The sequence below is a fragment of the Bacillus sp. BC05(2025) genome, from assembly GCF_056725905.1.
On sequence record NZ_JBWYRA010000002.1, the window covers coordinates 189,942 to 205,367 of the forward strand.

The following is a 15,426-nucleotide window of genomic DNA, read 5'->3' on the forward strand; positions in this document are numbered from 1 at the left end:
AAGAAGTTCCTAATAGGAACTTCTTTTACTTAATTTCGATATCCGCAGAATGAATATGATGTAATTTCCCTTCATGGTCCTCGAGGAGCAATACTCCATTCTCTGTAATTCCTTTTGCTATCCCTGTAATTGTCTCTCTCATCGTTCGAGCGGTAATTTCTTTCCCGATGCTCACAGCATAACTTTCCCAAAGGATTTTAATGACAGGGAAACCATTTTGTAAATACGCTTCATATAATTTTTCTAGTTGTAAAAAGATTTGTTGCATAAGCTCTGCGCGAACAATTGGCTTACCAGATTCAATCGCTAAAGAAGTAGCAATATGCTGAATTTCCTCATCAAAATGCTCTTGCTTTTGATTCGCATTAATGCCAATCCCCATAATGACAGCATTAATTTTATCAGGATCAGCTTGCATTTCTGTTAATATTCCTACAGCCTTTTTACCTTGAATTAAAATATCATTTGGCCATTTTATTCCTACGTTTACACCCGTGCACTTTTCAATTGCTTGTGCAACGCTAACAGCTGCTAACAAAGTAAGTTGTGGTGCATGATGAACCGGGATTGATGGACGTAAAATAATACTCATCCAAATTCCTGTTCCTTTCGGTGAATACCATTTCCTGCTTAAACGACCTCTGCCCGATGTTTGTTCTTCTGCCACAACAATCGTTCCTTCTTCTGCACCTTCATAAGCAAGTTTTGCTGCAATATGCTGCGTAGATTCAACAGATTCCTCGAAATATACCGTTCTACCGATATGTTTCGTTTGTAACCCTAACTGAATTTCATTAGCAGTTACTTTGTCTGGCTTACCTGCAATTCGATAACCTAATCGACGCACAGCTTCAAGTTCATACCCCTCATTCCGAAGGTCCTCCATATGTTTCCACACAGCGGTTCTTGAACAACCAAGCTTATCACTAATCGTTTGGCCAGATACAAATTCGCCATCCGCTTCTGAAAAAACTTGCAATAACTGCTTTCTTATAGTAGATTGCATTCTTGCAGCCACTCCCTTATACACTCTTTCTCATTCACTACATTTCCTTGTACAATTGCTTCTTCAATTTTTTGAATCATTTCAGCAACCCACGGACCTGGCTTTTTATTTGCCCAGTTTAATAAATCATTCCCAGTCACATTCATTTCTTGGCGATTCTTGATTGGCAATGCTTCAAACAACGTTTGTACTCGTTTCACAGATGTATGATCATAGCTTTCAATCATCGCTTCATATACTCTTTCTGCCATTTCAGCGATATGAATTCCCGTTTTATAAAGAAGAACTGTATCCCAATCCTTCTCCTTTCTCGTACGGATTGTTAATAAAACTGCGACGATATCTTTTATTTTTTTATTCGAAAACTTCCATTGACGTAAAAAGACAGATGGATGTTCTTCCCCGATGCAATATAAGAAAAATGCCCATGCCTCAATGTCTGTTTCAAAAGAATCCCATTTATACTGCGTAGCTTGTAACAATCTCTCTTCTGACATTTGTAAATATGGCAGATGAGAAAAGAGCTTCGTTTCTACTAATTGTTGCAAACCCTTCACGCAGTATGTGCCAGTTAACAGTTTCTCAAACTCCACTGTAATTCGCTCAATTGCTATATGTTCAAGTAAATGTCCATATGTTTCAATTGCTTGTTTCGTTTTCATTTCTAAAGAAAAACCTAACGTACTTACGAACCGAATACCACGCATCATTCGCAGGGCATCTTCTTGAAAACGATCCGCAGCATTTCCAACTGTCACAATTTCTCTCTTTTGAATCGCTTCCTGCCCAGCAAATAAATCAACCATTTCGCCTTCTTCTGTCATAGCAATTGCATTCATTGTGAAATCACGACGTTTTAAATCCTCTTCTAATGAACGAACAAATTGAACACTACTAGGTCTTCGAAAATCTTCATATTCGCTCTCTGTTCGAAACGTGGTTACCTCATAAGGTTCACCATTTTCTACTACAATTACAGTTCCATGCTCAAGACCAACAGGAACATGTCTTGGAAATATAGCCATCACTTCTTCTGGTAAAGCAGATGTCGCAATGTCAATATCTCCAATCGGCCTATCAATAATAAGATCTCGTACGCTTCCGCCGACAAAATAGGCCTCATGCCCTTTTTGCTTTAAAGTCTCAATAATAGAACTAGCTTTTTTAAATCTTTTCATTTTTGTCATCCCTTAGTACATCATAGTAAATCGTTTCATATTGTGAGACGATTTTTTCAGAGCGGAACTGCTCGTAAACACTTGCTCTTGCTCGCTCTCCCATATTACGGTGAAGTTCTTCATCCTTTAATAACTGAATGGCTTGATTTGCCACTCCCGTCGTATCGCCAACTTCACATAAATATCCTGTTTCACCATGTTGAATGACTTCTGGAATACCTCCAACCCTTGTTCCAATACAAGGTACACCACACGCCATCGCTTCTAATAAAACAAGACCAAAACTCTCTTTCTCTGATAGAAGTAACATTAAATCACTCATCGCAAGTAGCTCCGCAACATTATCTTGCTTCCCTAAGAATAAGACGCGATCTTCAATATGTAAATTTTTCACCAACTGTAAAATCGTGCAAAATTCTGGTCCATCTCCAACAAGAAGCAACTTCGCATCTACTTCTGTAACAATTTTAGCAAATGCCTGCACAACATCTTGCACACGTTTCACTTTACGGAAATTTGAAATATGAATGAGTATCTTTTCACTTTCACTTATACCGTATTCTTTCTTTAATTGAGTCATATCACGCTTGAAATATACACGTTCGTCTATAAAGTTATATACCGTTTGAATGTCTTTATTTGGTTTTACAAGCTCATACGTTTCGTTAATTAATGAATGCGAGACAGCCGTCACAACATCGGATTGCTCAATGCCAAAACGTATTAAATTATTTAACGAAGGGTCGGAACCTAACACAGTAATATCTGTACCATGCAAGGTTGTAACAATTTTAATACGCTCTCCAATCATTTGTTTTGCTAAATAAGCACAAATGGCATGTGGTATTGCGTAATGCACATGTAAAATGTCTAAGTTTTCTCTTTGTGCAACCTCTGCCATTTTACTCGCTAATGCTAAATCGTACGGTGGATATTGAAATACAGAGTATTGATTTACCGTCACTTCATGAAAATAAATGTTTGGATACACTTTATTTAACCGGAATGGTAAACCCGATGTAATAAAATGAATTTCATGCCCGCGTTCCGCTAATTGCTTTCCTAATTCTGTTCCAACAACACCAGAACCACCTACAGAAGGATAACATGTAATACCTATTTTTAATTTCATTTACATCCCCCTATTAAATCAGCATGTAATAAAACCGGTTTCTTACTCATAAATCCTTCGGCATATAAGACTCCAACTTCTTTTCCAAACATCTTCTCACGAGCGACTACAGTTTCAACGTAACCTTCTGTTAACGGCGTTTTCACACCATCACTCCCTGTTGAAAATTGACTTTCATACGCTTCTAGTGCTTCCACCTTTTGCGATACGTATTCACTAATATCTATACAGAAATTCGGTTTATGAAAACCATTAATCATATAATGATAAAAAGAATCCACACGATGTGGCGGGATCTCTGGCATATATTTACGAATTCCAGCTGAAAAAATAGCTTCTTCCACAAGTTTTGCACAATTTGCATGATCTGGATGACGATCTTCATAATACGGTGCAAAAACTAGTTTTGGTTTATATGTACGAATCACCTTTACAATTTCACGTATATACTCTTCTTTCATATACAAACCACGGTCTGGCATCGCTAAATTTAGTCTCGTTTTTACTCCTATTATACGAGCCGCCGCCTTAGCTTCTTCTTTTCTTAACTCTATCGTTCCATTAGAAGAAAGATCAGCTTCTGTTAAATCACAAATACCTACTTCATACCCTAGCTTCGTATATTTAGCAATGGTACCAGCCATGCCGATTTCAACATCATCGGCATGAGCACCAAACGCTAATATATGTAATCCACTCATAATTGTTCCCCTCATTTTCTTAACTTGCGGTAATCTAAATCTCCTCGCTCTAATGCGTGCATTAACATTTCAGCACTTGCCATATTCGTTGCAAGCGGAATCGCATATACATCACATAAACGAAGCAACGCATTCACATCCGGTTCATGCGGCTGTGCTGTTAATGGATCGCGGAAGAAAATTACCATGTCTAAATCATTTTTTGCAATCATTGCACCAATTTCTTGATCGCCTCCAAGAGGACCAGATTGATATCTCGTTACAACTAAACCGGTCGCTTCCATGATACGAAGCCCTGTCGTTCCTGTTGCAAATAATTCATGTTGTTCAAAAATTGGTTTATATGCGTATGCAAACGAAACCATGTCATTTTTCTTTTTGTCATGTGCGATTAAGGCAATTTTCATCCGTTGTCTCCCCTTTAGTCGATAATATTTTCTAAACCGTACACAAGATGATCTAGATTCATTACTGTCTCAATTGATAGTTTTACACCAGACATAAATGATGCACGATTGAATGAATCATGGCGAACCGTTAACATTTGTCCGTCCCCACCAAACATTACTTCTTGGTGTGCAATAAGTCCTGGTAAACGTACACTATGAATGTGAATGCCGTCTACATTTGCACCACGAGCACCTTCTAGTTGCTCTACTTCATTCGGATGACCTTGCTGCTTTGATTCACGATTTTGACGAATTAATTCTACTGTTTTTACCGCTGTACCAGATGGTGCATCTAATTTTTGATCATGATGCAATTCAATTACTTCAACATCTTGGAAGTACTTCGCTGCCATTTGTGAGAATTTCATCATAAGAACTGCACCAATGGCAAAGTTTGGAGCGATAATTGTTCCTACTGCTTTTTCTTTCGCATTCTCTGTTAATTGCTTTAGTTCTTCTTCTGTAAATCCAGTTGTACCAATAACAGAACGAAGTCCATGCTCAACTGCTAATGTAACGTGTTGTTTCCCAACTTCTGGCGTTGTTAAATCTAACAACACATCAGCTTCTACTTCCTCTAAACAAGTATGTAAATCTGCGTAAATAGGTGCATCTAGCGGTGGCATGCCCGGTAAATCAGAGATTTTCTCTCCACCATGCTTATAATCCACTGCTGCTACTAAATTAAAATGTTCTGTTCTTTCCATAAGAAGGACTGCTTCATGTCCCATACGACCTCTTGGTCCAGCGATAATTACTTTAATTTCTTTCATTATTCTTTCTCTCCCTCATCAATACGTGTCCAGCGATCTTTATCACGAGTATTAAATTTATTCATTACAATGTTATGTGCTGTTTCTAAATCAATATTTAAACTATTTGCCATACAAATCATAACAAATAATACATCTCCAAGCTCTTCTTCAATACTACGTTCTGTTTCAGTTGTTTTCTTCGGCTTCTCACCATAATAATGATTCACCTCTCTTGCAAGCTCCCCCATTTCTTCCGTTAAACGAGCCATCATTGCAAGTGGACTAAAATAACCTTCTTTAAACTGACCAATATATGCATCTACTTCTTTCTGCATATCCTTCATCGTTTTCGCTTCCATACAACTCACCTCTAATCCTTCCTCTTTCATGTTAGCCAATTCATCGCGATTTGACAAATATTATTCCCCGCCAAACACCTATTTGCTACCCTTTTTTGGATACACTATAATAAAGTGAAACTTCTTTTGCATGCTTTTCGCAAAAGATTAGTTGAACCAATCGGGTTCCTACGGCTGGTTTGCCCTGCTTCCTTGCTTTATCCCCTACCAGCCGTTGGAACGGGGTAAAGTGAAACTTCTTTTGCATGCTTTTCGCAAAAGATCAGCCTAAACCAATCATTTTTTATAGCCTTTACTATTTTCACTAGCAACTAGAAATTACTTATCATTATGTTTTACCGTTTCAGCGGAGCAATGCCATTTACATAATTAGGGGGATTTCTATATGACATCAAATTTGAAGATTAGAAATATCATTTTCATTTTAATCGGTTCCGCTATTTTTTCTTTCGGTATTGTAAATATCAATATTGAAAATCACCTTGCAGAAGGTGGGTTTACCGGTATTACACTATTATTGTATTTTCTATTTAAGTTTGATCCTTCTTATTCAAACTTAATTTTAAATATCCCTATATTTTTTATTGGTTGGAAGTTACTTGGAAGAACGACATTTATTTATACACTAATTGGCACCTTTAGCGTATCTTTATTTCTATGGATTTTTCAGCGTTACGAAGTTCTCAACTTACATGTAAACTTACAAAACGATATGACACTCGCGGCTTTATTCGCAGGAGCATTTATTGGTATCGGTCTTGGCATAATATTTAAATATGGCGGGACTACTGGCGGTGTAGATATTATTGCGAGACTTGCTCATAAATATGTTGGCTGGAGTATGGGGAAAACGATGTTTATGTTTGATGCTATCGTCATTATCGTCTCTATTCTTACCTATTTATCATACCGCGAAGGCATGTATACGTTAGTTGCTGTTTTTATCGGAGCGAAAGTCATTGATTTTATGCAAGAAGGAGCCTATGCGGCAAAAGGAGCAACGATTATTTCAGATAAAAATGATGAAATTGCTGCCAAAATTTTATCTGAGATGGAGCGCGGAGCAACTTTTTTAAAAGCTGTTGGATCATATACAAAAGTGGAACGGAACGTATTGTATTGCGTTGTCGCTAAAAATGAAATCGTGAAATTAAAAAACATTATTACTTCTGTAGATCCTCACGCCTTTGTTGCTGTAAGTGACGTGCATGATGTAGTTGGTGAAGGTTTTACATTAGATGAAAATAAAAATCCGTTACATACATAAACGCAACTAGAAAAGCTTTTTAGCTTTTCTAGTTTTTTATTACATATTTTTTAAGTTTATCTAAATCCTCATAAATAAGCTCCAATAAACTCCGATTATAAAAAATGGAAGCAGGATGAAAAGTCGGAAAGATATGATATTCTTGCTCTGACCATGTAAACTCTGCACTTTGCATATCCTTTAATTTTTGAATGGGCTGTTTTAATAATTGTCCGTGCACATCTGTTATTTTTTTATTTTTTCCTGTTAAACGTTTAAGACCGATATTTCCAAGGGTGACGATAAGCTTCGGATTTATTTTCTCTAATTCATAATCTAACAAAGGCGCATGAGCAAGTATTTCTCCTTGATTTGGTGTTCTATTATATTTTTTCTGTATGATTTCACCAGTTCGTTCTTTTTTCTCTCGCCACTTATAAGGTCTACTTCGGACAGCGCTCGTAATATATACTTCTTCCCTTGTAACGTGAATACGTTCTAAAAACCCCATTAATTGTTTTCCCGCTCTCCCGCTAAACGGAATTCTATTATGAATTTCTGTTTCACCAGGCGCTTCTCCTAACAACATAAATTTTGGATTTTCAGGACCTTGTCCACTTAAAAAGCCTTCTAGCTGATAAGGAGCACTACGTTCTTTCACTTGTTTTACTAAATGACTTGGATATTTCATTTGCCCCACCACCTTTCCGCATTACTTCTATTATTGCTACTTGCCATATATTATATAATTCAATTCATAAAACAAAAAAGACTATCAAAATTGATAGTCTTTAGTCATCGCTACGCTGCATACCAGTATAAATCAATACGAGACGTAATAATTCAAATACCGCTACGGCTGCAGCTGCTACATATGTTAATGCTGCTGCATTTAATACTTTACGAGCTTGCCCATATTCATCTGTTGATACGATACCTAACGCTTCAATTTGTTGCATCGCACGCTTTGATGCATCAAACTCAACTGGTAATGTAACAAGTTGGAACACAACACCTGCTGCCATTAAAATGATACCTAAAAATATCATGTTGGCCATCGATGCAAAAATACCGATCATAATAAATATCCAAGAAATATTCGATCCAAAGTTCGCAACTGGCACTAACGAATGACGAATACGCATAAAGTTATAATCTTTTGCATCTTGAATTGCGTGTCCTACTTCGTGTGCTGCAACTGCTGTACCAGCAACTGAATGACCGTAATAGTTATCTGTTGATAATCGAACTGTTTTGGCAGTTGGATCATAATGGTCTGATAAATGACCTGGTGTTTCTTCTACAGCTACGTTGTATAATCCATTTTCATCTAAGATTTTCCGAGCCACTTCTGCTCCTGTCATACCTGATGTTGAATAAACTTGTGAATACTTGCTATAGGCACTACGTACCTTTGACTGTGCATACAACGGTATGATCAAAATGATCGCGAAGTAAATTAAATAAAACATCATGAACCTCCATTGAAGTTTTAATTATAGTACTTCTCATTCTATTTTCTTCTGCCACCATTGTCAATGAATAAACCTTACAATCCGAATCTTTATTTATTACATTATCTATTCTTAGAATGTACATTACTTTTTCTTTTTTCCCTCTCTCCTTTATACTTTCTCCACCCAACATAAGTTAATGTGAATAAAATAAGACCTCCAGTAATTGTCATAAACCAAATGAGAGAAGGTGCAATTTCATCTTTTTTTACTGTGTGAAATATTTTTTGCAAATCCCCTTTAATGATTCCTAATTGCATTTGTCCACCTTTCGTTTTTAACATAACGTTACGAAATTCATCCAAATAAGATAAATGAGCGTTTACACGTTGCACTTCGTTTTCTGGCAGGGCAATCATTAAGCTTGGATAAATAATGTTAAATTCATGTAAGAATGTGTTTAACGTTTGTTGAAACTGTCCCGTATCTTCTTTTGACATCGCTTTTTCCATTTGAGAAAAGGCATCCATCACTTTTCCTTCTCTTTCCATCCAAAGTGGTTGATACTTTGATACTTGTGCATCAACAGCGAGCTGCAGGGCTAACACATTATCCATTTTAACTTGTTTACTTAAAGCTTCTTCCGCGAGAGATTGTTGCGCCTTGTCGTAAGCTAACGAAATAACCCTAACTTGATCTGGCGTTACTTCTTGCTTCTTTTCATTCCCTTTTATGACAAACTGCTCCGAGAAATGCTGTAATACTTGTACTGCTTTTTCATCTTCATTACGCTTCACTAATTGTAAGGAGTCATCTAACAACCCTGTTAGTTCACTCCACTCTTCAGCATATATACGTAACGGAAACATTATAATTAGAAATGCTATCAATCCAATTAATGTTCTCTTCATCACGGTCCCCCCTATAACTACTAGTACAAAATATGTTAATTGGGACAAGAATAGAACAGAACTGGACCGAAAAATATATTATCGTTTTACAAACAAAAAAATTCTCTTCAAACAGAGAATTTTTCCTTTGAAATCTTTTTCTTTTTTACGAAATATCTATACAAACTGAAACAAATTATGCTGCCACATAAAATAAATAATAAAATAACACACGCAGCATGCATAAAGAATTCTTCTGGTAACATTAATATAATCGGATCTGTTTCAATATCAAACATCCAATAATCATTGCTGAATAAAAGCTTATGGAACAACACAAAACTCTTTTCAAAATTAATAGCGATCGGTAACATAAGCGCGATTGGAAAGAGAATTGTTAAAATCGATCCGTGTAGTAAAAACTTTTCATTTTTCTTTTTTAATAAATAAATGCCGCCTGCTATTGCGATCATAATTGTCACATACATCACATATTGAATCTTTACTAAAATATTTTTTACATCTACAAAATGAATACGGCCATTTGTAGACATATCTAATGTTGGAAACTGTAATGCTCCGTCATAAAACGGAGATAAATATGTGATCAGCACATCATAATTTCTTTTAATATCAGCCTTCGTCATATCCGCTAAGTCTGGGATGTTTAAAAAATCAATTTCAAAATAATATAGCCATTTTCCGTATACCACCGCCGTTGTTGCGAGTGCAAATATAGAAAATGCTATGCTATATGAAACAACTATCGTAATCAATCGATCCAATATTTTTGTACCACTCTTATTTTTCTTCATTTTTTCCCCCTACATGTTCTAACGATTATAAAGAAAACTGTTTTCTGTTCTCACGTAAGCAATAATAATATGTAATACAAAGCACAGCAATACTTAGCCAGAACGTAAAATAACCAATTTCTCCTACAAACAAATGCATAATTCCATATCTCGGCATTTGCCAAAATAAATAATCAATTGCATCATTATGTAATGTCCATATAGCGGCTACCGCAAAATGCCATTTTTCCATTCGATAAAACGGTGCATATAACACTGCTTGTACTGCCATCGCAAAATGCGAAAGCATTAACATATACCCGATAAGACCAATAGGACCTTTTACATAGATCATAACCCCATTTACAACAACAGCCCATATACCATATTTTATTAAAGTAACAATCGCTAGCGCCTCTATTAATCCCCAATTTCTCTTTATTAAAAAAGCGATTAAGACAAAGACAAAAAAGAGACTTGCCATAGGACTATCGGGTACAAACGGCCAAAATATAGGTGAAGTTTCTTTTAATTGATTTCCATACCATATAAATCCGTATATTGTACCTAATATGTTAACAATTAATAAAAATAATAATACGGAGCGTTGTCTTAACATTGCATACAAGTAAATCAAGCTGTTTGTCCAACACCTTTCAAACAAAGTCATTCTTTCCTCAAACTCTACTCTATTATATAGTAAACTTTCTTTCATCAAAATAAAAAGCTGACTACAATTTTTTTGCAGTCAGCTTTTTATTATTTTTTATTATACTTTGCAACGAATTCCGAAAGCTTCTTCAGTTCCTCATCTGTACCTTTAAATACCCCTTTAGGCATTGAACCTTTTCCCTCTTTCGCAATCTTAGCAATTTCTTCTGGCTTTAAAGTTAAGTTTTGCAGTGCCGGTGCTGCTGCCCCGCCTTGTAAATTGTCACCGTGACATGTTAAACAAGTATTTTTTTGCATTAATTTATAACCATCATCATTTTTATCAACTGGTGCTGTTTTTACAATTGCTCCTTGTTTTTTTGCAGCTTCCCAGTCGTGGTGTGCTACAGATTCCCAAGTTAAAAAGATAATGGATGCAATTGCTAAAAGCATAAATCCCGTTGCTACAGGACGCTTCAATGGGCGTCTTTCTGGACCTCGATCAAGAAATGGAGCTAACAGTAATGCGCCAAACGCAATCCCTGGCATAATGAATGCTCCAATTACAGTAAATGAGCCAGAAGCATAAGAATACTTTAATAACTGATACAAGAATAAGAAATACCAATCTGGAAGTGGTATATACCCAGCATCAGTTGGATCCGCCATTCTTTCAAGCGGTGACGGATGCGCCACTGTTAAACATAAATAACCGATTAAAAAAACTGCACCAACCATCCATTCTTTTAACAAGAAGTTTGGCCAAAATGCTTCTGTTTTCCCTGGGTATTCAGAATAGTCTTTTGGAATATTTGGTTTTCGAGCTACTGGTACCCGAGAATCTCCTACAAACTTCATCCCTTTGCCGCGATGCATAATCTCCCTCCTTTAGTTCTTTCCCCTTTAATTTAGCAATCTCTTATAGTGGACCGGAAATACCTTGTTTGCGAATCATGATGAAGTGGAAGGCCATTAAACCTAGAAGTGCTGCTGGTAAGAAGAAGACGTGAATAGCAAAGAAGCGAGTTAATGTTTGAGCGCCAACAATTTCGGAATGACCAGCGAGTAATGTTTTAATATAAGGACCAATGAGCGGCGTTTGCTCTGCAATTTGAATCCCTACTTTCGTAGCAAATAACGCTTTCATATCCCACGGTAATAAATATCCGGTAAAACCAAGACCTAACATAACAAAGAAAATAAGAACACCAACAATCCAGTTTAGCTCACGAGGCTTTTTATACGCACCCTGGAAGAAAACTCTAAGTGTATGTAAAAACATCATTACAATTACAAGACTAGCACCCCAGTGGTGCATACCACGAACAATTTGCCCGTATGCAACTTCATTTTGTAAATAATAAACCGATTCCCAAGCATTTTTAATATCAGGCACATAATACATCGTCAAAAACATTCCAGATAAAATTTGAATTACAGTAACGAAAAAGGTAAGTCCTCCAAAGCAATAAACGAATGCAGAAAAGTGATGTGCCGGGTTTACATGTTCAGGTACTTCATGATCAGCGATATCACGCCATATTGGTGTAATATCTAACCTTTCATCTACCCAATCATAAATTTTATTTAACATCTACTTTGCACCCCCTCTTGGCTTCGCTTTTCCTAGATACAGCGTTCCATCTTTCACTTTAGATTCGTATACATCAAGTGGAGCAAGGGGCGGCGTGCCTTTAATGTTTATCCCGTCTTTTGTGTAACGACCCCCGTGACATGGACAAAAGAATTGATTCGGATGTGCTTTGTCCGAATTCCAGTTAACTGTACATCCTAAATGTTTACATACTGGAGAGAACGCAACAATGTCTCCGCTTTCATCTTTATGAACCCACGCTGATTTTGGCTCTTCAGACTTGTACCAACCATCAACCTGCTTCACCTTAAAGTCGAAACGTTTCGGCTCTGTTGTAATATCCTTTACTTGCGCAACAGCAACCATATCCGTTCCCGCTTCTTTTCTTAACACCGGATCAAGCGCAAATCGCGTCATCGGCATTAAAATACCCGCTGCCATAAAGCCTCCTACCCCTGTAAGGGTGTAATTTAAAAACTGTCTTCTTGACACACGATGTTCTTTCTCGCTCACGAAAATTTCCCCCCTCTATCAGAAATTGTCCCCTCGTGATAAATTATATAAAAAATAAAAACTAGGACACTATCATGATATAATACGCTCATGCACAGGTCAATATCATACTACTCATAATAATAAGAACTTTCTGTTTATTACTACTTTCCCCATTTTTCTTCTAACATCACCATTATATTTTTTATATGCGCATGAATAACTTCTCTTTTTGCTTGATCACTAAATTGTTCTAACGCTAATGAAGGAAACCAAAATAAATCACCCTGCAATTCTTGCATATCTTCTTTCCATGAAAAATCACTTGTAACATAAGCAATATGTTTAAAACCTTGCTCTTGTAAATGATTTGTCCATTCTTGCAAACGACCTTTTTCGTTTTTTTGACTTTCTACTAAATACGTAAATGCAGGTAGCAAAAGCACCCTTCCTTTATATTCTCTTTCCAGCTCCATACTCAGCAATTCGATAAATTCACCTTGTTCTACTACCATTTTCATTTCTTTTGCTGCTGAAATTGATAAAAGTGGTATAACACCTGTATCTACATACTCTCTTGCTTGCTCAAAATGTTCTACATCTTTTACAATCCATTTCAAATTACTTCCCTCCTTCTTCTGGAAATGACAGAACTTTCACTTTATATATATTAAACCATACTAAAAGAGGTAAAAAAAGAAAAACTACCTATATTAAGGCAGTTTTTCTTAAAAAGTCTGAAATTTGTAAAATTTTATGAATCCAAATGAATTCTATAACATCTTTAACTCCGCTGTTAACTTATGAAACGCTTCCTTATCTTGCTTATCCAGCGCTTCATCAATTTGCTTCAAAAGACGTTCTCTTCTAAAAGAAAATACACTTTCTTCTAAAAATCTTTCTGCAAGTAAACGATCTTTTTCATTTACTTCAATATGCTTTGGTAAATACGGGTTTTCTTCTAATACAGCTACATAGTTGGCATTTTGAAACGATGATTTAAAATTGAGTTGAATATAAATATCCTCATCTCGATTTAAACGAATATCATGAAACGATTTTTCAGCATCTGTTGTCATAACATTTTGTTTAAAAAAGTGAAACGGTGTATCTTTTACACAATTCGCGGACATCACTAAGCCACGCGGACAATATTTTGCATGCTCTACGAAGTGGACTTTATGCATCAATTGATCGTGACTCATTAAATAATTCAAAATCCATACACATTCACGCTGTTTCAGTTGGTAATTATTCAAAAACCATTTTACAAAATCCTTCTTCTCGTTTACAGAAACAGGGGTATTCATAGCAATTAAGTCCCTCCTCTGTCTTTCTCTTTTCTTTTTAGATTCAAGAAGCGGCATTCAGTTTCCTTCCAACTTATGAAAAATCCTCTAAATTATATAACAATTCTTCAATATGAATTTGTGTCGGGTCTAGTTGTATTAACTGAGTAAATACTTCTTTCGCCTCTTTTCGCATACCTTCTTCCAATAAGAAATAACCGTACTCTTCCAAGAAGTCTGGATGATTCTTAAAAGAAGTATATGCACTTTCATAGTGTTTTAATGCATCCGAATACATTTCTAATTGTTTTTTTGCAAATGCAAGATCCCAAAGTAGTTGTGTATCTGGTTCTCCACTATCAATTGCACGCTCTACAACAGCGATTAACTCTTCATACTTTTCTTGTTCCTTTAAGATGTACGCATATTTTAATGTTGCACCTAAATGTCCTGGATCTAACTCAAGCGCTTTTTGAAGTACTTCCTCTGCTTCCACTATTTTTCCTAATTTCGCCGCAATGTTCGCTAATTCTACATAAAATGGTACAGAAAGCTCATCTACTTTAATTCCTTCATGAAGTGTTTCATAACTTTCTTGAAGCATCCCTTCTTTTTCATAGCTTTTCGCTAAATACATGTAAAGCGATGCATACTCAGGATCTAATTCTTTCAGTTCTTGCCAAGCACCAATTGCTCGTTGGTATTCTTCACCTTGGTATAACGTGAAGGCATATCCAAATAATGAGTGAATATCTTTTTGTTCCTCTAAACCTGCTTCATAATAAGAAATCGCTTCTTCCCAATTTCCAATCGCACTTAACGTTTCTCCAAGGCGAAGTGCAATGACAACACCACCCATTACTTTATGTTCCGCTAATAGCGACTCATAATGAGCGATTGCCTTTTGTTCTTCCCCTTTACTACTATATAATTCTGCTAATCCAAACGTAATAACGGGCTCGTCAGGCATCATTTCTTTCGCCTTTAATAGTTTTTGTTCTGCTACATCATCAAAACCTTGCATTTGGAATAAATCCGCAACAAGTAATAACGATTGGACATATAAATCATCATTTTCTGGAATATCATGAAGTACTTCAATCGCTTCATCTTCTTTGTCTAGATCAATATATAATTCTGCTAAAAACACAGTGAATTCACTTTCTTCTGGATACAATAAACGTAAGTCTTCTGTAATAGATAACGCCTCATCCGTAAATCCCAGTGTATGATAATAGCGAGCGATATCATACTTCTCTTCATCATTCGCAATTTTTAATTGTTCTTTTAATAGTTGTAATCCTTTTTCCGCTTCACCATTTTCAATATATGAAACAGCTTGTTCAAACTTTTGCATAAACGTCTCCTTTAGTTCTAAAAAATATTCTTTTCTGTTCATGTATCCCGATTGGTACGGGCTAATAATGAGTGAGGGG

Annotated in this window: 19 protein-coding genes; 1 reads left to right on the forward strand and 18 read right to left on the reverse strand. The window is 36.2% G+C overall.

Annotated features, from left to right (window positions below):
• Window positions 1-25: 25 nt before the first annotated feature.
• The 7 genes from ACZ76X_RS06775 to ACZ76X_RS06805 are packed head-to-tail and all read right to left on the reverse strand — an operon-like array spanning window position 26 to window position 5,580.
• Complete coding sequence (locus tag ACZ76X_RS06775; RefSeq protein ID WP_098670507.1) at window positions 26-1,006, reverse strand: biotin--[acetyl-CoA-carboxylase] ligase; 981 nt, start codon at window positions 1,004-1,006, stop codon at window positions 26-28.
• Window positions 991-2,184: a CCA tRNA nucleotidyltransferase gene (locus ACZ76X_RS06780; RefSeq protein ID WP_479849997.1), complete on the reverse strand. Its 1,194-nt coding sequence runs from the start codon at window positions 2,182-2,184 to the stop codon at window positions 991-993. Before ACZ76X_RS06780 ends, ACZ76X_RS06775 begins: the two co-directional genes overlap by 16 nt.
• Window positions 2,171-3,316 (reverse strand): N-acetyl-alpha-D-glucosaminyl L-malate synthase BshA, encoded by a 1,146-nt coding sequence (bshA, locus tag ACZ76X_RS06785; protein ID WP_479849998.1) that lies wholly within the window; start codon window positions 3,314-3,316, stop codon window positions 2,171-2,173. The genes ACZ76X_RS06780 and bshA overlap by 14 nt, the downstream gene beginning before the upstream one ends.
• Entirely contained in the window at window positions 3,313-4,017 is a 705-nt protein-coding gene (gene bshB1, locus ACZ76X_RS06790) for a bacillithiol biosynthesis deacetylase BshB1 (RefSeq protein ID WP_479849999.1), read from the reverse strand. The genes bshA and bshB1 overlap by 4 nt, the downstream gene beginning before the upstream one ends.
• An 11-nt stretch (window positions 4,018-4,028) precedes the next feature.
• Window positions 4,029-4,424: a methylglyoxal synthase gene (gene mgsA, locus ACZ76X_RS06795; RefSeq protein ID WP_000684765.1), complete on the reverse strand. Its 396-nt coding sequence runs from the start codon at window positions 4,422-4,424 to the stop codon at window positions 4,029-4,031.
• Window positions 4,425-4,438: 14 nt separating this feature from the next.
• Complete coding sequence (gene dapB / locus ACZ76X_RS06800) at window positions 4,439-5,239, reverse strand: dihydrodipicolinate reductase (RefSeq protein WP_479850000.1); 801 nt, start codon at window positions 5,237-5,239, stop codon at window positions 4,439-4,441.
• Window positions 5,239-5,580, reverse strand: a complete 342-nt coding sequence (locus ACZ76X_RS06805) for a nucleotide pyrophosphohydrolase (RefSeq protein WP_001992677.1) — start codon at window positions 5,578-5,580, stop codon at window positions 5,239-5,241. Before ACZ76X_RS06805 ends, dapB begins: the two co-directional genes overlap by 1 nt.
• A gap of 385 nt (window positions 5,581-5,965) precedes the next feature.
• Between ACZ76X_RS06805 and ACZ76X_RS06810 the strand changes: the two genes are divergently transcribed.
• A complete protein-coding gene (locus ACZ76X_RS06810; RefSeq protein ID WP_000203308.1) occupies window positions 5,966-6,847 on the forward strand; it encodes a YitT family protein in 882 nt (293 codons plus the stop codon).
• A 28-nt stretch (window positions 6,848-6,875) separates the two neighbouring features.
• Here the strand turns inward: ACZ76X_RS06810 and ACZ76X_RS06815 are convergent, their stop codons facing one another.
• From ACZ76X_RS06815 to ACZ76X_RS06865, 11 genes are all read right to left on the reverse strand, one after another.
• Window positions 6,876-7,517, reverse strand: coding sequence for a uracil-DNA glycosylase (locus tag ACZ76X_RS06815; protein WP_479850001.1), 642 nt, complete (start codon window positions 7,515-7,517; stop codon window positions 6,876-6,878).
• A gap of 100 nt (window positions 7,518-7,617) precedes the next feature.
• Window positions 7,618-8,298: a zinc metallopeptidase gene (locus ACZ76X_RS06820; protein WP_000499536.1), complete on the reverse strand. Its 681-nt coding sequence runs from the start codon at window positions 8,296-8,298 to the stop codon at window positions 7,618-7,620.
• Between the two features lie 104 nt (window positions 8,299-8,402).
• On the reverse strand, window positions 8,403-9,191 hold the full coding sequence (gene ypjB, locus ACZ76X_RS06825) for a sporulation protein YpjB (protein WP_479850002.1): 789 nt from the start codon (window positions 9,189-9,191) through the stop codon (window positions 8,403-8,405).
• Between the two features lie 107 nt (window positions 9,192-9,298).
• Window positions 9,299-9,985, reverse strand: coding sequence for a lipoprotein intramolecular transacylase Lit (gene lit, locus ACZ76X_RS06830; RefSeq protein ID WP_479850003.1), 687 nt, complete (start codon window positions 9,983-9,985; stop codon window positions 9,299-9,301).
• Between the two features lie 25 nt (window positions 9,986-10,010).
• Window positions 10,011-10,601 carry a lipoprotein heptaprenylglyceryl N-acetyltransferase LhaT gene (lhaT, locus tag ACZ76X_RS06835; protein ID WP_479850004.1) on the reverse strand — a complete coding sequence of 197 codons (591 nt, stop codon included), beginning with the start codon at window positions 10,599-10,601 and terminating at the stop codon, window positions 10,011-10,013.
• A gap of 122 nt (window positions 10,602-10,723) precedes the next feature.
• Complete coding sequence (qcrC, locus tag ACZ76X_RS06840) at window positions 10,724-11,491, reverse strand: menaquinol-cytochrome c reductase cytochrome b/c subunit (protein ID WP_000554603.1); 768 nt, start codon at window positions 11,489-11,491, stop codon at window positions 10,724-10,726.
• A gap of 43 nt (window positions 11,492-11,534) precedes the next feature.
• On the reverse strand, window positions 11,535-12,209 hold the full coding sequence (gene qcrB / locus ACZ76X_RS06845) for a menaquinol-cytochrome c reductase cytochrome b subunit (RefSeq protein ID WP_000932700.1): 675 nt from the start codon (window positions 12,207-12,209) through the stop codon (window positions 11,535-11,537).
• On the reverse strand, window positions 12,210-12,722 hold the full coding sequence (gene qcrA, locus ACZ76X_RS06850; RefSeq protein WP_001290418.1) for a menaquinol-cytochrome c reductase iron-sulfur subunit: 513 nt from the start codon (window positions 12,720-12,722) through the stop codon (window positions 12,210-12,212).
• A gap of 143 nt (window positions 12,723-12,865) precedes the next feature.
• Complete coding sequence (locus ACZ76X_RS06855; RefSeq protein WP_479850005.1) at window positions 12,866-13,321, reverse strand: YpiF family protein; 456 nt, start codon at window positions 13,319-13,321, stop codon at window positions 12,866-12,868.
• 153 nt (window positions 13,322-13,474) lie between these two features.
• A complete protein-coding gene (locus tag ACZ76X_RS06860; RefSeq protein ID WP_001095922.1) occupies window positions 13,475-14,011 on the reverse strand; it encodes a ReoY family proteolytic degradation factor in 537 nt (178 codons plus the stop codon).
• 73 nt (window positions 14,012-14,084) lie between these two features.
• Window positions 14,085-15,347 (reverse strand): tetratricopeptide repeat protein, encoded by a 1,263-nt coding sequence (locus tag ACZ76X_RS06865; RefSeq protein ID WP_098670516.1) that lies wholly within the window; start codon window positions 15,345-15,347, stop codon window positions 14,085-14,087.
• Window positions 15,348-15,426: the final 79 nt, after the last annotated feature.